This window comes from Saccharothrix carnea (assembly GCF_003014735.1).
In the GTDB taxonomy this organism is placed as follows: domain Bacteria; phylum Actinomycetota; class Actinomycetes; order Mycobacteriales; family Pseudonocardiaceae; genus Actinosynnema; species Actinosynnema carneum.
The window spans coordinates 326253-342911 of sequence record NZ_PYAX01000006.1; the positions used below are offsets into that span (position 1 = coordinate 326253).

27 protein-coding genes are annotated in these 16659 nt (G+C 67.9%); 1 reads left to right on the top strand and 26 read right to left on the bottom strand.

All coding sequences use genetic code 11. The features are described 5' to 3' along the window. Positions 1 to 51: 51 nt before the first annotated feature. The 26 genes from B0I31_RS19605 to rpsL all read right to left on the bottom strand — a co-directional run bounded on the left by B0I31_RS19605 (position 52) and on the right by rpsL (position 15248). The gene (locus B0I31_RS19605; RefSeq protein ID WP_106616823.1) at positions 52 to 648 is read right to left on the bottom strand and encodes a LysE family translocator; all 597 of its coding nucleotides are present in this window, start codon (positions 646 to 648) and stop codon (positions 52 to 54) included. A gap of 206 nt (positions 649 to 854) precedes the next feature. Beyond that, on the bottom strand, positions 855 to 1298 hold the full coding sequence (rplO, locus tag B0I31_RS19610) for a 50S ribosomal protein L15 (protein ID WP_053715222.1): 444 nt from the start codon (positions 1296 to 1298) through the stop codon (positions 855 to 857). After that, positions 1295 to 1480 carry a 50S ribosomal protein L30 gene (rpmD, locus tag B0I31_RS19615; protein WP_053715223.1) on the bottom strand — a complete coding sequence of 62 codons (186 nt, stop codon included), beginning with the start codon at positions 1478 to 1480 and terminating at the stop codon, positions 1295 to 1297. The genes rplO and rpmD overlap by 4 nt, the downstream gene beginning before the upstream one ends. A gap of 2 nt (positions 1481 to 1482) precedes the next feature. After that, positions 1483 to 2088 carry a 30S ribosomal protein S5 gene (gene rpsE / locus B0I31_RS19620; RefSeq protein WP_106616824.1) on the bottom strand — a complete coding sequence of 202 codons (606 nt, stop codon included), beginning with the start codon at positions 2086 to 2088 and terminating at the stop codon, positions 1483 to 1485. A gap of 34 nt (positions 2089 to 2122) precedes the next feature. Then, entirely contained in the window at positions 2123 to 2521 is a 399-nt protein-coding gene (gene rplR / locus B0I31_RS19625; RefSeq protein WP_106616825.1) for a 50S ribosomal protein L18, read from the bottom strand. Between the two features lies 1 nt (position 2522). Further along, complete coding sequence (rplF, locus tag B0I31_RS19630; protein ID WP_106616826.1) at positions 2523 to 3062, bottom strand: 50S ribosomal protein L6; 540 nt, start codon at positions 3060 to 3062, stop codon at positions 2523 to 2525. Between the two features lie 17 nt (positions 3063 to 3079). Next, positions 3080 to 3478: a 30S ribosomal protein S8 gene (rpsH, locus tag B0I31_RS19635; RefSeq protein WP_033428586.1), complete on the bottom strand. Its 399-nt coding sequence runs from the start codon at positions 3476 to 3478 to the stop codon at positions 3080 to 3082. A 126-nt stretch (positions 3479 to 3604) separates the two neighbouring features. Continuing rightward, positions 3605 to 3790 carry a type Z 30S ribosomal protein S14 gene (locus B0I31_RS19640; protein WP_053715226.1) on the bottom strand — a complete coding sequence of 62 codons (186 nt, stop codon included), beginning with the start codon at positions 3788 to 3790 and terminating at the stop codon, positions 3605 to 3607. A 2-nt stretch (positions 3791 to 3792) separates the two neighbouring features. After that, positions 3793 to 4356, bottom strand: a complete 564-nt coding sequence (gene rplE, locus B0I31_RS19645; protein ID WP_073885912.1) for a 50S ribosomal protein L5 — start codon at positions 4354 to 4356, stop codon at positions 3793 to 3795. Then, positions 4356 to 4670, bottom strand: a complete 315-nt coding sequence (rplX, locus tag B0I31_RS19650; protein ID WP_073885913.1) for a 50S ribosomal protein L24 — start codon at positions 4668 to 4670, stop codon at positions 4356 to 4358. The genes rplE and rplX overlap by 1 nt, the downstream gene beginning before the upstream one ends. 2 nt (positions 4671 to 4672) lie before the next feature. Then, a complete protein-coding gene (gene rplN, locus B0I31_RS19655; RefSeq protein ID WP_033436721.1) occupies positions 4673 to 5041 on the bottom strand; it encodes a 50S ribosomal protein L14 in 369 nt (122 codons plus the stop codon). Between the two features lie 115 nt (positions 5042 to 5156). Next, positions 5157 to 5438: a 30S ribosomal protein S17 gene (gene rpsQ, locus B0I31_RS19660; protein ID WP_106616827.1), complete on the bottom strand. Its 282-nt coding sequence runs from the start codon at positions 5436 to 5438 to the stop codon at positions 5157 to 5159. Then, positions 5435 to 5683, bottom strand: coding sequence for a 50S ribosomal protein L29 (gene rpmC / locus B0I31_RS19665; RefSeq protein WP_033428581.1), 249 nt, complete (start codon positions 5681 to 5683; stop codon positions 5435 to 5437). The genes rpsQ and rpmC overlap by 4 nt, the downstream gene beginning before the upstream one ends. Beyond that, complete coding sequence (rplP, locus tag B0I31_RS19670) at positions 5683 to 6102, bottom strand: 50S ribosomal protein L16 (protein ID WP_053715230.1); 420 nt, start codon at positions 6100 to 6102, stop codon at positions 5683 to 5685. The genes rpmC and rplP overlap by 1 nt, the downstream gene beginning before the upstream one ends. A gap of 3 nt (positions 6103 to 6105) precedes the next feature. Continuing rightward, entirely contained in the window at positions 6106 to 6936 is an 831-nt protein-coding gene (gene rpsC, locus B0I31_RS19675) for a 30S ribosomal protein S3 (RefSeq protein WP_073885916.1), read from the bottom strand. Next, positions 6936 to 7352 carry a 50S ribosomal protein L22 gene (gene rplV / locus B0I31_RS19680; RefSeq protein WP_053715232.1) on the bottom strand — a complete coding sequence of 139 codons (417 nt, stop codon included), beginning with the start codon at positions 7350 to 7352 and terminating at the stop codon, positions 6936 to 6938. The genes rpsC and rplV overlap by 1 nt, the downstream gene beginning before the upstream one ends. A gap of 35 nt (positions 7353 to 7387) precedes the next feature. Beyond that, positions 7388 to 7669 carry a 30S ribosomal protein S19 gene (gene rpsS, locus B0I31_RS19685; RefSeq protein ID WP_015105260.1) on the bottom strand — a complete coding sequence of 94 codons (282 nt, stop codon included), beginning with the start codon at positions 7667 to 7669 and terminating at the stop codon, positions 7388 to 7390. An 18-nt stretch (positions 7670 to 7687) separates the two neighbouring features. After that, the gene (rplB, locus tag B0I31_RS19690; RefSeq protein ID WP_077011035.1) at positions 7688 to 8524 is read right to left on the bottom strand and encodes a 50S ribosomal protein L2; all 837 of its coding nucleotides are present in this window, start codon (positions 8522 to 8524) and stop codon (positions 7688 to 7690) included. Between the two features lie 22 nt (positions 8525 to 8546). After that, on the bottom strand, positions 8547 to 8846 hold the full coding sequence (gene rplW / locus B0I31_RS19695) for a 50S ribosomal protein L23 (protein WP_073885918.1): 300 nt from the start codon (positions 8844 to 8846) through the stop codon (positions 8547 to 8549). Further along, complete coding sequence (gene rplD, locus B0I31_RS19700) at positions 8843 to 9535, bottom strand: 50S ribosomal protein L4 (RefSeq protein WP_106616828.1); 693 nt, start codon at positions 9533 to 9535, stop codon at positions 8843 to 8845. Before rplD ends, rplW begins: the two co-directional genes overlap by 4 nt. Before the next feature lie 2 nt (positions 9536 to 9537). Further along, on the bottom strand, positions 9538 to 10188 hold the full coding sequence (gene rplC, locus B0I31_RS19705) for a 50S ribosomal protein L3 (protein ID WP_073885920.1): 651 nt from the start codon (positions 10186 to 10188) through the stop codon (positions 9538 to 9540). A gap of 52 nt (positions 10189 to 10240) precedes the next feature. Further along, positions 10241 to 10546, bottom strand: a complete 306-nt coding sequence (rpsJ, locus tag B0I31_RS19710; protein WP_003938093.1) for a 30S ribosomal protein S10 — start codon at positions 10544 to 10546, stop codon at positions 10241 to 10243. A 327-nt stretch (positions 10547 to 10873) separates the two neighbouring features. After that, positions 10874 to 12067, bottom strand: coding sequence for an elongation factor Tu (gene tuf / locus B0I31_RS19715; protein ID WP_106616829.1), 1194 nt, complete (start codon positions 12065 to 12067; stop codon positions 10874 to 10876). 139 nt (positions 12068 to 12206) lie between these two features. After that, complete coding sequence (fusA, locus tag B0I31_RS19720) at positions 12207 to 14309, bottom strand: elongation factor G (protein WP_106616830.1); 2103 nt, start codon at positions 14307 to 14309, stop codon at positions 12207 to 12209. A 94-nt stretch (positions 14310 to 14403) separates the two neighbouring features. Then, entirely contained in the window at positions 14404 to 14874 is a 471-nt protein-coding gene (gene rpsG / locus B0I31_RS19725) for a 30S ribosomal protein S7 (RefSeq protein ID WP_053715239.1), read from the bottom strand. Beyond that, positions 14874 to 15248, bottom strand: a complete 375-nt coding sequence (gene rpsL / locus B0I31_RS19730) for a 30S ribosomal protein S12 (protein WP_030473471.1) — start codon at positions 15246 to 15248, stop codon at positions 14874 to 14876. Before rpsL ends, rpsG begins: the two co-directional genes overlap by 1 nt. Before the next feature lie 512 nt (positions 15249 to 15760). On the opposite strand from rpsL, the gene B0I31_RS19735 reads away from it, so the two are divergent. Next, entirely contained in the window at positions 15761 to 16630 is an 870-nt protein-coding gene (locus B0I31_RS19735) for a phosphotransferase (RefSeq protein ID WP_106617058.1), read from the top strand. The last annotated feature ends 29 nt before the right edge of the window (positions 16631 to 16659 follow it).

Consider the following 16659-nt stretch of genomic DNA (forward strand, 5'->3'; position numbering starts at 1 on the left):
CTCACACTTCGTACCCGATCGACTACCGCCGCGCGCAAGCCCCCGAATGGATCAAGTGCGGTTGGTCGCGAGCAGGCCCGCCATGCCGAGCAGGACCGCCGCCGTGCCCTTGTCCAGCCTCGCCCTGGCCCGCCTGGTGAGCCCCGCCTTGCGGATGCCCGCGCCCAGCGCCACGTACGCCGTGCCCGCCAGTGCCTCCGCCGCCAGGTAGACCGCGCCGAGGGTCGCGAGCTGCACCGGGATCGGGCCGCGGGCCGGGTCGACGAACTGCGGCACGAACGCCGTGAAGATCAGCAGCGCCTTGGGGTTCGTGATCGCGACCACGAACTCCTTGCGCAGCGGCGTACCCCTGCTGGCTGGCGTTTCACCGCTTTCCTTGGTCATCAGGATGCGCGCGGCGAGGTAGACGAGGTAGGCGACACCGGCCCACTTGATCACGGTGAGCGCGGTGGTGCTCGCCGCCAACACGGGACCCAGTCCGGCCACGACCGCACCGACCATCAGGGAGAAGGCCGCAAGGCGGCCCAGGAGCGCCACCACGGCCCGCAACGGGCCGTGGTGGACCCCGTGGTGCATGCCCACGAGGTTGTTCGCACCAGGGGTCAGCGCGACGAGCACCGAGGCGCCGAAGAAGACCGCGAGCCACATGCCTGGACGCTAACCCGGCCACCAACCGGTTTTACGCCCTGCGCGAACGCACGTCCCGGCAGGGCCTCTTGCCGGCGGGACAGGCCTCGCGGACGCCGGCAACCGTCAAAAAGAGGTGACCGACCCCGGACACGCGAACGGCCCCGGAGCGGGAGGCTCCGGGGCCGTTCGACCGTGCTGTTCAGTGCCGTGCTGTGCTCCGTGCGTCAGAGCACGGTGGTGGTGCCACCGGCGGCGGCGATCTTCTCGACCGCGCTGCCGGAGAACTTGTTCGCCACGACGTCGAGCTTGACGCCGTCCAGGTCACCGTTGCCGAGGACCTTCACGAGCTCGTTCTTGCGCACCAGGCCCGCGTGGATGAGAGCGTCCACGTCCACCCGACCACCCTCGGGGAACACCCGGGCGAGGTCGCCCACGTTCACCACCTGGTACTCGGTGCGGAACGGGTTGCGGAAGCCCTTCAGCTTCGGCAGGCGCATGTGCAGCGGCATCTGGCCACCCTCGAAGCGCGGCGAAACGTTCTTCCGCGCCCCGGTGCCCTTCGTGCCGCGACCGGCCGTCTTGCCCTTGGAGCCCTCACCGCGACCGACACGGGTCTTCGCGGTCTTGGCGCCGGGGGCCGGACGCAGGTCATGGATCTTGATGGTCACGACTGGACCTCCTCGACGACCACCAGGTGGCGCACGGTGTGGATCAAACCGCGCACCTGCGGCGTGTCCTCGCGGACCACCGACTGGCGGATCTTGCGCAGACCGAGGGTCCGGAGGGACTCGCGGTGGTTGCGCTTGGTACCGATGCTGCTCTTGACCTGGGTCACCTTGAGCTCAGCCATGGTCACACCGCCCCTGCACGCGCACGGAGCATGCCGGCGGGAGCCACATCCTCGATCGGCAGACCGCGACGGGCGGCCACCTCCTCGGGGCGCTGGAGACCCTTCAGGGCCGCCACCGTGGCGTGCACGATGTTGATGGCGTTGTCGGAGCCCAGCGACTTGCTCAGCACGTCGTGGACACCGGCGCACTCCAGCACCGCGCGGACCGCACCACCGGCGATGACACCGGTACCGGCCGAGGCCGGACGCAGCATGACGACACCGGCCGCCTTCTCGCCCTGGATCGGGTGAGGGATCGTGCCCGCGATGCGAGGGACGCGGAAGAAGTTCTTCTTCGCCTCCTCGACACCCTTGGCGATCGCCGCGGGGACTTCCTTGGCCTTGCCGTAGCCGACACCGACCATGCCGTCGCCGTCGCCGACCACGACCAGCGCGGTGAAGCTGAAGCGACGACCACCCTTCACGACCTTGGAGACGCGGTTGATCGCAACCACGCGCTCCAGGTGCGGGGTCTTCTCCTGGGCCGCTCCGCCGCGGCCACCGTCACGGCGGTCGCGGCGCTCTCCGCGCTCGCCCCCGCCGCCTTCGCGACGCGTGCGTCCTGGCATCAGGCGTCCCTCTCAATTCGGTTCATGTGCATTGTCAGAACTCCAGCCCAGCCTCGCGAGCGGCATCGGCCAGAGCGGCGATCCGACCGTGGTAGGCGTTGCCGCCGCGGTCGAAGACCACCTTGGTGATCCCGGCGTCCTTGGCGCGGGCGGCGGCCAGCTGGCCGACCTTCGCCGCACGGGCCTTCTTGTCGCCGTCGAGCGACCGGACGTCCGCCTCCACGGAGGAAGCCGCCGCCAGGGTGCGGCCGGCGAGGTCGTCGATGATCTGCACGGTGATGTGCTTCGACGACCGGTGCACGACCAGGCGCGGGCGCTCCGGCGTGCCGCTGACCTTCTTGCGGAGGCGGAAGTGACGGCGGGTCTTGGCGATGCGGCGAGTGGTCGAGATGTCCTTGCCCACCGGCTTGCGCTTCGTTGCAGTCTCGCTCATGTCACTTACCCGTCTTTCCGACCTTGCGGCGGATCTTCTCGCCCGCGTACCGCACACCCTTGCCCTTGTACGGGTCGGGCTTGCGGAGCTTGCGGATGTTGGCGGCGACCTCGCCCACGAGCTGCTTGTCGATGCCGGACACGGAGAAGCGGGTCGGGGTCTCCACCGCGAAGGTGATGCCCTCGGGGGCCTCGACCTTCACCGGGTGGCTGTAGCCCAGCGCGAACTCCAGGTCGGAACCCTTCAGCGCCACGCGGTAACCGACGCCGTGGATCTCCATCTTCTTCTCGTAGCCCTGCGTGACGCCCACGACCATGTTCTGCACCAGGGTGCGCGACAGGCCGTGCAGCGAGCGGCTGCGACGCTCGTCGTTGGGGCGCTTCACCTCGAGAGTGCCGTCGTCGGCCTTCTCGATGATGATCGGCTCAGCGATGTTGAGCGACAGGGTGCCCTTCGGGCCCTTCACGCTCACAGCCTGGCCGTCGATGTTCACGTCGACCCCGGAGGGGACGGTGATCGGCAGTTTTCCGATGCGCGACATTGCCTAGTCCCCCTTCCTCACCAGACGTAGGCGAGGACTTCTCCGCCCACGCCCGACTTGTTGGCCTGGCGGTCGGTCATCAGACCGCCAGAGGTCGAAATGATCGCGACGCCCAGACCGCCCAGCACCTTCGGCAGGTTGGTCGACTTCGCGTACACGCGCAGACCGGGCTTCGACACGCGGCGGAGGCCGGCGATGCTGCGCTCCCGGTTCGGGCCGTACTTCAGCTCGATCACCAGGTTCTTGGCCACGTCGCCCTGCTCATCGCGGTAGCTCGCGATGTAACCCTCGCGCTTGAGGATCTCGGCGATGTTGGCCTTCAACTTCGAGTGCGGCATCACGACCTTGTCGTGGTAAGCCGAGTTCGCGTTCCGCAGACGCGTCAACATGTCTGCGATCGGGTCGGTCATCGTCATGGTGACCTGGTCAACCTTTCTCGCTGCGGTTCCCCAGCCAGGGTCCGAGCCGGCCTTGCGGCCGGCTGGTCGTGGACGGGCCTACAGCGAAGTGATGAGTCAAAAAAACCTGCCGCCGAGCCGGACTTACCAGCTGGACTTGCTCACACCGGGCAGCTCGCCCCGGTGCGCCATCTCGCGGAGGCAGATCCGGCACAGGCCGAACTTGCGGAACACCGAGTGCGGGCGACCGCAACGCTGGCAGCGGGTGTAACCCCGCACCTTGAACTTCGGCTTGGCCGCGGCCTTGTTGATCAGCGCCTTCTTGGCCATGATCAGTTCTCCTTGAACGGGAAGCCCAGGAGCTTCAGCAGCGCCCGGCCCTCTTCGTCGTTGGTCGCGGTCGTCACGACGGTGATGTCCATACCGCGGGGACGGTCGATCGCGTCCGGGTCGATCTCGTGGAACATCGACTGCTCGTTGAGGCCGAACGTGTAGTTGCCGTTGCCGTCGAACTGCTTGCCCGACAGGCCGCGGAAGTCGCGGATACGCGGCAGCGCGATCGTCAGCAGGCGGTCCAGGAACTCCCACATCCGGTCGCCGCGCAGCGTGACGCGCGCGCCGATCGGCATGCCCTCGCGCAGCTTGAACTGCGCGATGGACTTGCGGGCCCGGCGGACCTCGGGCCGCTGGCCGGTGATGATCGAGAGGTCCTTGACGGCACCCTCGATCAGCTTGCCGTCACGGGCGGCGTCGCCGACACCCATGTTGACGACGACCTTCACCACGCCCGGGATCTGCATGACGTTGGCGTACTCGAACTGCTCGCGCAGCGAGGCGACGATCTCCTCGCGGTAGCGGGCCTTGAGCCGCGGAATGGTCTTCTCAACGGTGGTCATCAGATGTCCTTCCCGTTACGACGGGAAATGCGGACCCGCTTGCCCTCGTCGTTCGTCCGGTAGCCCACACGGGTCGGCTTGCCGTCCGAGTCGACCACCATCACGTTGGACACGTGGATGGGGGCCTCCTGGGTCACGATGCCGCCCGACTGCGCGCCGCGCTCGGTCTGCGTGATCCGGGTGTGCTTCTTCATGCGGTTGACGCCTTCGACCAGGACGCGGTTCTCAGCGGGGTAGGCCTGGATGACCTTGCCGCGAGCACCCTTGTCCTTGCCGGCGATAACCACGACGGTGTCGCCCTTCTTCACCTTCATGGTCAGAGCACCTCCGGCGCCAACGAGATGATCTTCATGAACTTCTTGTCGCGCAGCTCTCGACCGACCGGGCCGAAGATGCGGGTGCCCCGCGGCTCGTTGTCGTTCTTGATGAGCACCGCGGCGTTCTCGTCGAACCGGATGTAAGAGCCGTCGGGACGGCGCTTCTCCTTCACGGTCCGGACGATGACCGCCTTGACGACGTCGCCCTTCTTGACGCCGGCACCCGGGATGGCCTGCTTCACCGTCGCGACGATGATGTCCCCGATGCCCGCGTAGCGGCGGCCCGAGCCACCGAGAACACGGATGCAGAGGATTTCCTTCGCACCGGTGTTGTCGGCGACGCGCAGCCGCGACTCCTGCTGGATCACTTACCTGCTCCTTGACCATTCCTGGCCCGCCAGATTTCCGACCTGACGGGCTCGGTCGAACCCAGATTTCCGACCTGACGGGCTCGGTCGAACACTGTGCCCGTTCTACCTGGGCTTACTTGGCCTTCTCGAGGACCTCGACGAGGCGCCAGCGCTTGGTGGCCGACAGCGGCCGCGTCTCCATGAGCAGCACGCGGTCGCCGATGCCGGCGGTGTTCTGCTCGTCGTGCGCCTTCACCTTGGTGGTGGAGCGCATGACCTTCGAGTACCGGCGGTGCTTCTTGCGGTCCTCGACCGCCACCACGATCGTCTTGTCCATCTTGTCGGACACGACGTAGCCCTCGCGGACCTTGCGGTCGTTGCGACCCTCGGTAGTCACTTCGTTGTTCTCGCTCATGCCGCACCCTCACCAGTGGAAACCGCGTCGGGAGAGGCCGAGAGGCCCAGCTCCCGTTCCCGCATCACGGTGTAGATCCGGGCGATCTCGTGCCGGACCGTGCGCAGGCGGCGGTTGTTGTCGAGCTGCCCGGTGGCCATCTGGAAGCGGAGGTTGAACAGCTCCTCCTTCGCCTCCCTCAGGCGCAGCACGAGCTCTTCCTCGGTGAGCTCACGCAGCTCGGAAGCGGTGGTACCCGCTGCCATCAGAACTCACCACCCTCACGCGTAACGATGCGGCACTTCATCGGGAGCTTGTGGATCGCGCGGCGCAGTGCCTCGCGGGCCACAGCCTCGTTCGGGAAGCTCATCTCGAAGAGCACCCGACCCGGCTTGATGTTGGCCACCCACCACTCCGGCGAACCCTTACCGGAACCCATGCGGGTCTCGGCGGGCTTCTTGGTCAGCGGGCGGTCCGGGAAGATGTTGATCCAGACCTTGCCACCACGGCGGATGTGCCGGGTGATGGCGATACGAGCCGACTCGATCTGCCGGTTGGTCACGTAGGCGGGCTCCAGAGCCTGGATGCCGTACTCGCCGAAGGTGACCCTCGTGCCGCCCTTGGCAGCACCGGACCGTCCGGGGTGGTGCTGCTTGCGGTGCTTAACCCTGCGCGGGATGAGCACGACTCAGCCCTCCGTCTTCTCTTCGGTCGCGGTCGGCGCGGCGGCCTGGTCGCCCGCAGCGGCCCGGCCGGCCTCGGTGCTGGTCGCGGTGGTGCCGCTGGCACCGGAACGACGCGCCCGGTTCGGGCGGTCGGCGCGGTCGCGGTCACGACGCGGCGCGCGGTCGGCCGCCGGAGCGGCGTCACGCTCGCGCTTGGCGCTGATGCCACCGACGATGTCGCCCTTGTAGATCCACACCTTCACGCCGATCCGGCCGAACGTGGTGCGGGCCTCGAAGAAGCCGTAGTCGATGTCGGCACGCAGCGTGTGCAGCGGCACGCGGCCATCGCGGTAGTGCTCGGAGCGGGACATCTCGGCACCGCCGAGACGACCGCCGCACTGCACGCGGATGCCCTTGACCTGGGGCGAGCGCATGGCCGACTGGATGGCCTTGCGCATCGCGCGGCGGAACGCCACGCGGTTGGACAGCTGCTCGGCCACGCCCTGCGCGACGAGCTGGGCGTCCGACTCCGGGCTCTTCACCTCGAGGATGTTGAGCTGCACCTGCTTCTTGGTGAGCTTCTCCAGCTCACCGCGGATGCGGTCGGCCTCGGCGCCGCGGCGGCCGATGACGATGCCCGGCCGGGCGGTGTGGATGTCGACGCGGACCCGGTCGCGGGTGCGCTCGATCTCCACCTTCGAGATACCGGCGCGCTCCATGCCCTTGGACAGCAGCTTGCGGATCTTGACGTCCTCCGCCACGTACTCCGCGTACTGCTTGTCGGCGTACCAGCGGGACTTCCAGTCCGTGGTGATCCCAAGTCGGAAGCCGTGCGGGTTGATTTTCTGGCCCACTACCGAGCCCCCTTCCTGTCAGCGCCGGCCTTCGCGCTGGTCTTCTTCGGACGGCTCTCCACCTCGACGGTGATGTGGCTCGTCCGCTTGCGGATCCGGTACGCACGGCCCTGGGCACGCGGGCGGAACCGCTTGAGGGTCGGACCCTCGTCCACGTAGACCTTCGACACCCACAGGGTGTCGGGGTCCAGGGACAGGTTGTTCTCGGCGTTGGCCACGGCGCTCTGCAGCACCTTGCGGACCGGCTCAGATGCCGCCTGCGGCGCGAACTGGAGCACGGCCAGGGCCTCGCTGGCGCTACGACCCCTGATGAGCTCGACGACGCGACGCACCTTCATGGGCGTGTCACGGACGTAGCGAGCCCGAGCCACGGCGCGCGGGAACTCCGGCGCTTCGGCTTCGTTACGGGCGTTCATCGCTGCTTCCCCTTGCTCTTCCTCTAGTTCGTCGCCTAGCGACGGCGCGACTTCCGGTCGTCCTTGATGTGGCCCTTGAACGTGCGGGTCGGGGCGAACTCGCCGAGCTTGTGCCCGACCATCGCCTCCGTCACGAACACCGGCACGTGCTTGCGGCCGTCGTGCACCGCGATCGTGTGGCCCAACATGTCGGGGATGATCGTCGACCGGCGGGACCAGGTCTTGATGACGGTCTTCTTGCCCGACTCGTTGAGGACGTCCACCTTCTTGAGCAGGTGGTCGTCCACGAAGGGGCCCTTCTTAAGGCTGCGAGGCATCCTTCACTCCCTCCCTGCTCAGCGCTTCTTACCGGTGCGACGACGCCGGACGATGAGCTTGTCGCTTGGCTTGTTGCGGCGGCGGGTGCGACCCTCGGGCTTGCCGGCCGGGTTCACCGGGTGGCGACCACCGGAGGTCTTGCCCTCACCACCACCGTGCGGGTGGTCGACCGGGTTCATCGCGACACCGCGGACGGTGGGCTTGCGGCCCTTCCACCGCATGCGGCCCGCCTTGCCCCAGTTGATGTTCTGGTGCTCGGCGTTGCCGACCTCGCCGACCGTGGCGCGGCACCGGACGTCCACGTTGCGGATCTCGCCCGAGGGCATCCGCAGCTGGGCGTAGGGGCCGTCCTTGGCGACGAGCTGCACGCTGGCGCCCGCGGACCGGGCGATCTTCGCGCCGCCGCCGGGGCGGAGCTCGATCGCGTGGATCACGGTGCCGACCGGGATGTTGCGCAGCGGCAGGTTGTTGCCCGGCTTGATGTCAGCCTTCGGGCCGTTCTCCACCATGTCGCCCTGCTGCAGCTTCGACGGGGCGATGATGTAGCGCTTCTCGCCGTCGAGGTAGTGCAGCAGCGCGATGCGCGCGGTGCGGTTGGGGTCGTACTCGATGTGAGCGACCTTGGCCGGCACGCCGTCCTTGTCGGTGCGGCGGAAGTCGATCAGGCGGTAGGCCCGCTTGTGACCGCCACCCTTGTGCCGCGTGGTGATCTTGCCCGACGCGTTGCGGCCACCACGGCCGTGCAACGGGCGGACCAGCGACTTCTCCGGCGTCGTCCGAGTGATCTCGGCGAAGTCGGAGACGCTCGCACCGCGACGACCCGGGGTCGTCGGCTTGTACTTGCGAATGCCCATCTCTACGCAGTCCTCGTCGTCATCAGGCGGCCGGGCCGCCGAAGATCTCGATCGGCTTGCTCTCGGCGGACAGCGTCACGATGGCGCGCTTGGTGTCCTTGCGCTTGCCGTATCCCGTGCGGGTCCGCTTGCGCTTGCCCTGGCGGTTGATCGTGTTGACGCTGACGACCTTGACGCCGAAGACCTTCTCCACGGCAATCTTGATCTGGGTCTTGTTCGAGCCGGGGGCCACCACGAAGGTGTACTTGTTCTCCTCGAGCAGCCCGTAGGACTTCTCGGAGATGACCGGCGCGAGCAGGATGTCCCGGTGGTCGGGGATCACTTCGCGGCCTCCTCGTCGGCGTCGGACGACGTCGCGGTGGCCTCGGCGGAACCCTGCCCGTGCTGGGCCTTGCTCGCCAGGAACACGTCGAGCGCGTCCTTGGTGAACACCACGTCGTCGTTGACCAGCACGTCGTAGGTGTTGAGCTGGTCCGGCGCGATGATGTGCACGTGCGGCAGGTTGCGCAGGCTGACCCACGAAACCTCGTCGGTGCGCAGCAGCACGGCCAGCACGCGGCGGGCCTCGGTCACCGACCCCAGCACCTTGCGGGCCGACTTGGTCGACGGCGTGTCGCCCTCGACGAAGCTCGTCACCACGTGCACCTGGCCGGCACGCGCCCGGTCGGAGAGGGCGCCACGCAGGGCGGCGGCCTTCATCTTCTTGGGGGTGCGCTGGCTGTAGTCACGCGGCTGCGGGCCGTGGACGACGCCACCACCGGCGAACTGCGGCGCGCGGGTCGAGCCCTGACGGGCGCGGCCGGTGCCCTTCTGCCGGTACGGCTTCTTACCACCACCGCGGACGTCGCCGCGGGTCTTGGTGGCGTGCGTGCCCTGGCGGGCCGCGGCCAGCTGGGCCACGACGACCTGGTGCAGCAGGGCCACGTTCGCCTGCGCGTCGAAGATCGCGGAGGGCAGCTCGACGGAACCGTCGGCCTTGCCCGCCGGGGTGCGGATCTCAACGGAAGTCATGATCAGGCACCACCCTTCGCAGCGGTCTTGATGAACACGGTGCCGCCCTTGGGACCGGGCACGGCGCCCTTGATGAGCAGCAGGCCGGACTCGGCGTCCACGCGGTGCACCTTGAGGTTCTGGGTGGTCACCCGCACGTTGCCCATCCGACCCGCCATCCGCAGGCCCTTGAACACGCGGCCGGGCGTGGCGCAGCCGCCGATGGAACCCGGCGAGCGGTGCTTGCGCTGGGTGCCGTGGCTGGCGCCGAGGCCCTTGAACCCGTGGCGCTTCATGACACCCGCGGTGCCCTTGCCCTTGCTGGTGCCGACCACGTCGACCACCACGCCGGCCTCGAAGACCTCGGCGGTGATTTCCTGGCCGACCGTGTACTCGGACGCATCCGTGGTGCGCAGCTCCGCCAGGTGGCGGCGGGGCGTGACGCCCGCCTTGGCGTAGTGGCCCGCGACGGGCTTGTTGACCTTGCGCGGGTCGATCGCGCCGAAGGCCAGCTGCACGGCCGAGTAGCCGTCGTTCTCCTGGGTCCGAACCTGGGTGACCACGTTCGGCTCGGCCTTGACGACGGTCACCGGAACGATCCGGTTGTTCTCGTCGAAGACCTGAGTCATGCCGAGCTTGGTGCCCAGGAGGCCCTTAACCTGCCTGTCAGACATGGGTCTCGTTACTCTCCGCCCCAAATGGGATCAACACTGCCGCGTCCAACGCTTACTGGATGTTGACGTCGACGCTCGCCGGCAGGTCGATGCGCATGAGCGCGTCCACCGTCTTCGGCGTCGGGTCGAGGATGTCGATCAGACGCTTGTGCGTGCGCATCTCGAAGTGCTCGCGCGAGTCCTTGTACTTGTGCGGCGAGCGGATGACGCAGTAAACGTTCTTCTCAGTGGGCAGCGGCACAGGCCCGACGACCCGAGCGCCGGTGCGCGTCACGGTCTCGACGATCTTGCGCGCGGACGCGTCGATCGCCTCGTGGTCGTAGGCCTTGAGCCGGATGCGGATCTTCTGTCCCGCCATGATGGCTTGCCGTTCCTCTGCTTCTAGTACCGCTGCGGTGCGGGCACCTTGCACGAGGTCACGGGACCTCCGGCGCGCTCCGCCCCCTATTCAGGATTGACACCGAGCGGTGTCACGGTGCCCGGTCCACGCGGTCGGGCGTGTCGCGCCCCAACCCATAGACCGGTCCCACTGATGAAACCTGTGGGATTGTCTTACTCGATCAAACCCCGCTCGTGACGGGGCGGCCGAGTCCAGAACTCGAACCGGCCGCCCCGACGAGCAACCCGTCAATGGTCGCACACCGGGGTGCGCAGACCAAATCGGGGGGTGAGATTTAGAGCCAGGTCACTTGATGATCTTGGTGACCGAGCCCGCGCCGACGGTGCGGCCACCCTCGCGGATGGCGAACCGCAGACCCTCGTCCATGGCGATCGGCTGGATCAGCTTCACGGACATGGTCGTGGTGTCGCCCGGCATGACCATCTCGGTGCCCTCGGGGAGGGTCACGACGCCGGTCACGTCGGTGGTGCGGAAGTAGAACTGCGGGCGGTAGTTGTTGAAGAACGGCGTGTGGCGGCCACCCTCGTCCTTCGACAGGATGTAGACCTGCGCGTCGAACTCGGTGTGCGGGGTGGTGGTGCCGGGCTTGATGATCACCATGCCGCGCTCCACCTCCTCGCGCTTCACGCCACGCAGCAGCAGCGCGGCGTTGTCGCCCGCGCGGCCCTCGTCGAGGAACTTCTTGAACATCTCGATCGAGGTGACCGTCGTCTTCTTCGAGGTCTCCTTGATGCCGACGATCTCGACCTCTTCGTTGACCTTGACGATGCCGCGCTCGATGCGGCCGGTCACCACGGTGCCACGACCGGTGATGGTGAACACGTCCTCGACCGGCATCAGGAACGGCCGGTCGACCTCGCGCTCGGGCTCCGGGATGTTCTCGTCCACGGCGTCCATCAGACCGATGAGCTTCTCGCCCCACTCGGCGTCGCCCTCCAGCGCCTTCAGCGCGGAGACGCGGACGACCGGCAGGTCGTCACCGGGGAACTCGTACTCGGAGAGCAGCTCGCGGACCTCGAGCTCGACGAGCTCCAGGATCTCCTCGTCGTCCACCATGTCGGCCTTGTTCAGGGCCACCACGATGTAGGGCACACCGACCTGGCGGGCCAGGAGGACGTGCTCCTTGGTCTGCGGCATCGGGCCGTCGGTCGCCGCGACCACCAGGATGGCGCCGTCCATCTGCGCCGCACCGGTGATCATGTTCTTGATGTAGTCGGCGTGACCGGGGCAGTCGACGTGCGCGTAGTGGCGCTTGTCGGTCTGGTACTCGATGTGCGCGATCGAGATCGTGATGCCGCGCTGCTTCTCCTCCGGCGCCTTGTCGATCTGGTCGAACGGCGTGAAGGGGTTCAGGTCCGGGTACTTGTCGTGCAGGACCTTGGAGATGGCAGCCGTCAGCGTCGTCTTACCGTGGTCGATGTGACCAATGGTGCCGATGTTGACGTGCGGCTTCGTCCGCTCGAACTTCGCCTTCGCCACTGGAATGTCCTCCTGGACTTCTATTGCTTAGCCCGGCGGGTGGGTTCCCACCCGCCGGACTTCACGTCAGGGTCGGTTGTGCGGACCCCGGGGCATCCCCCCGGAGAGCCCGCGTGGTGCTGCGGTGCTCCGGTTGGGGTTACTCGCCCGTCGCCTTCGCGATGATCTCCTTCGCGACGTTCGCGGGAACCTCGGCGTAGGAGTCAAAGGTCATCGAGTAGTTCGCGCGACCCTGGGTCTTGGACCGCAGGTCGCCGACATACCCGAACATCTCCGACAGCGGGACCAGCGCCTTGACGACGCGGGTGCCACTGCGCTCTTCCATGGCCTGGATCTGGCCACGGCGGGAGTTCAAGTCGCCGATCACGTCGCCCATGTAGTCCTCGGGCGTGGTGACCTCGACGGCCATCAACGGCTCGAGGATCGCCGGGCTCGCCTGCCGGGCGGCTTCCTTGAGCGCCATGGAGCCCGCGATCTTGAACGCCATCTCCGACGAGTCGACCTCGTGGTAGGCGCCGTCGACCAGCGTCACCTTGACGCCCACCAGCGGGTAGCCCGCCAGCACGCCGTACTGCATCGCGTCCTGGGCGCCCGCGTCCACGGACGGGATGTACTCCCGCGGGATGCGACCACCGGTGACCGCGTTGACGAACTCGTAGAGAGCGCCGTCCTCGGTCTTCTCCAGCGGCTCCAGGTCGATGAGGACCTTCGCGAACTGGCCGGAACCACCGGTCTGCTTCTTGTGGGTGTAGGAGTACTTCTCCACCTTGCGGCGGATCGTCTCCCGGTACGCCACCTGCGGCTTGCCGATGTTGGCCTCGACCTTGAACTCGCGGCGCATGCGGTCCACCAGGATGTCCAGGTGGAGCTCGCCCATGCCGGCGATGATCGTCTGGCCGGTCTCCTGGTCGAGGTTGACCCGGAACGTCGGGTCCTCCTCGGCCAGCTTCTGGATCGCGGTGCCCAGCTTCTCCTGGTCGGCCTTCGTCTTGGGCTCGATCGCCACCTGGATGACCGGCTCGGGGAAGGTCATCGACTCCAGCACGATGGGGTGCTGCGGGTCGCACAAGGTCTCACCGGTGGTGGTGTCCTTGAGACCGATCACGGCGTAGATGTGACCGGCGATGGCCTCTTCGACCGGGTTCTCCTTGTTGGCGTGCATCTGGAAGATCTTCCCGATGCGCTCCTTGCGGTCCTTGGTCGAGTTGATGACCTGGGTACCGGAGGCGACCTTGCCCGAGTAGACCCGGATGTAGGTGAGCTTGCCGAAGAACGGGTGCGCGGCGATCTTGAACGCCAGCGCCGAGAACGGCTCGTCCGTCGCGGGCTTGCGGAAGGCCGGCGTCTCGCCGTCCTGCAGCGTGCCCTCGACCGGCGGGAGGTCCAGCGGAGCGGGCAGGAAGTCGATCACCGCGTCGAGCATGGGCTGGACGCCCTTGTTCTTGAACGCCGAGCCGCACAGCACCGGGTAGGCGGTGCGGTTCTTGACGATCGCGCGGATGCCCGTCTTGATCTGCTCGACGGTCAGTTCCTCACCGGCGAGGTAGGACTCCATGAGCTCGTCGTCGGTCTCGGCGACGGCCTCGACCAGCGCCTCGCGGTACTCGGCGGCCTTGTCGGCGAGGTCGGCCGGGATCTCCTCGACCGTGTAGTCCTCACCCTTCTGGACCTCGCCGCGCCAGGTCAGCGCCCGCATCTCGACCAGGTCGACGACGCCGATGAAGTCGCTCTCCGACCCGATCGGGATCTGGATCGGCAGCGGCTTGGCGCCCAGGCGCTCCTGGATCGTCCGCACGGTGAAGTAGAAGTCCGCGCCCAGCTTGTCCATCTTGTTGACGAAGCAGATGCGCGGGACGTCGTACTTGGTCGCCTGGCGCCAGACCTGCTCGGACTGGGGTTCGACGCCTTCCTTGCCGTCGAACACGGCAACGGCACCGTCGAGGACGCGGAGGTTGCGCTCCACCTCGACGGTGAAGTCGACGTGGCCCGGCGTGTCGATGATGTTGATCTGGTGGTTCTTCCAGAAGCAGGTCGTCGCGGCCGACGTGATCGTGATGCCGCGCTCCTGCTCCTGCTCCATCCAGTCCATCACCGCGGCGCCGTCGTGGACCTCGCCGATCTTGTAGCTGATCCCGGTGTAGAACAGGATCCGCTCGGTCGTCGTGGTCTTGCCCGCGTCGATGTGGGCCATGATCCCGATGTTGCGGACCTTGGCCAGGTCGGTGAGCACGTCCTGTGCCACGGGTGTCTTCCCCTGTCTTGAGCTAGCTGGTAGCAGGCTCACTAGGGCTGGGAGGCGCCAGGCGGGCCACTCGGGCTGCCCGCCTGGCGTCACGTCACCAGCGGTAGTGGGCGAAGGCCTTGTTGGACTCGGCCATCTTGTGCGTGTCCTCGCGGCGCTTGACGCTCGCGCCCAGGCCGTTGCTCGCGTCGAGCAGCTCGTTCATCAGGCGCTCGATCATGGTCTTCTCACGGCGCTGCCGCGAGAAGGTGATCAGCCAGCGCAGCGCGAGCGTGGTCGAGCGACCCGGCTTGACCTCGACCGGCACCTGGTAGGTGGCGCCACCGACGCGGCGGGACTTCACCTCGAGGGCGGGCTTGACGTTGTCCAGCGCACGCTTGAGCGTGACGACCGGGTCGGTACCGGTCTTGTCGCGGGCACCCTCGAGGGCGCCGTACACGATCCGCTCGGCCACGGAGCGCTTGCCGTCGACCAGCACCTTGTTGATGAGCTGGGTCACCAGCGGAGAGCTGTAGACCGGGTCGGAGATCAGCGGCCGCTTCGGGGCCGGTCCCTTGCGGGGCATCAGCTCTTCTCCTTCTTCGCGCCGTACCGGCTGCGAGCCTGCTTGCGGTTCTTCACGCCCTGCGTGTCGAGGGAACCGCGGATGATCTTGTAGCGGACACCGGGTAGGTCCTTCACACGACCGCCGCGCACGAGCACCATCGAGTGCTCCTGCAGGTTGTGGCCCTCACCGGGGATGTAAGCCGTGACCTCGATACCGCTCGTCAGCTTCACGCGGGCGACCTTGCGCAGCGCCGAGTTCGGCTTCTTGGGCGTGGTCGTGTAGACGCGGGTGCACACACCGCGCCGCTGCGGGCTGCCCTTGAGCGCCGCGGTCTTCTGCTTGGCGACCTTGTCCTGCCGGCCCTTGCGGACCAGCTGCTGGATCGTTGGCATACGCCGGCTGCTTCTTCCCTTTACGTGCCCGCCGCGTGGGCGACGAGCCCTGTTTACTTGGTCCCTCTCTGCACCCGAGGTCGGGCGTGTCGCCGCTCTCGGCAGTGCCGAAAGTGCGTACACAGCGGCCCCAGGTCCGCAGGCGACATCCCAGGATGCCCCTACGCGTGGAGGTCACCGCGGCCGGCTTTCCAGCACCACTGGCGCGTAGGCACGCGGAGCGGCCCGACATGGGTCGGGCACGAGTACCAAAGATACCCCGCCTGGTTCCCACGGGTCAAAACGGATCCGCTACCGCGCCTGATCGGGCGGACGACGCGCCGTGCGCCCGTCCACTGCGGGCGTGACGTGTGACGGTCGTCGCAGCCGCTCGCCCGGCGACTCGCAGTCATCAGAACACGGATCGGCGCGACGCGCAGGTGGAGGCGGCCGCCACTTCACTCGAACGAGTGGTGTGAGGTGTCCGGCGACGACGTGCCCGGGCAGTGCCCGACGCCGGTCACACTGGTCGGGTGAACTCCGATCTCATCGCGGGCATGGCGGCGCTGGTGGCCGCCGACGCCTCGCCCGAGGTGCTCGCGGTGCGTGGCGACGTCGTGGTGGTCCGGGTCGCGGACGTGGTGCTCAAGGCCCACGAACGCGGCTCGGACCTCGACGTCCTCACCGCGCGGCTCCGGTTGGCCGCCGACCCGCGGCTGGGCGAGCTGCTGCTCGCACCCCGGTCGGTACCGGCGGTGGTGCTCGGGCGGGTCGTGACGGCGTGGCCGATGGGCACGCCGGTGCCGCAGAGCGAGCCCGAGGACCTGCCGATGGAGGCCGCCGGGCGGATGCTGGCCGCGTTGCACCGGTTCACCGCGGCGGACTTCGCGCCACCAGTGCCCCTGGCCGGCGCCGTGCCCCGGATGCGGCGGGCGGTGCGCGACCTGGCGCTGGACACGCCCGCGGCGGACCTGGTGCGGCGGGCGTTCGCGACGTTGCCGGCGTTCGAGGAGGGCGGCACCACGCTCATCCACGGCGACTGGCACCTCGGCCAGCTGGTGTGGCGGGACGGGTTCCGGCTGATCGACGTGGACGACCTGGGTGTCGGCGACCCGGCGTGGGACCTGGCGCGGCCGGCGGCGCTGCACGCGGCGGGCGTGCTGGACCCCGACGCTTGGGGACGGCTGCTCGGGGCGTACCTGGACGCGGGTGGCGCGGGCGTGCCGCGGGACGACCCGTGGTCGGTGTTGGACGCGCCCGCGCGCGCTCTGGTCGTGCAGATGGCGGCGCGTGCCCTTTCCGCTGCGGAGCGCGACGGAACGGAGTTGAACGACGCCCAGGAAGCGCTGATCGAGGCATGTGCCCGGATCGTGTCGACACACGAACCCATTCGGCGCGGCTAATATCGAATCCATCGCGTCAAGAGCAGGAG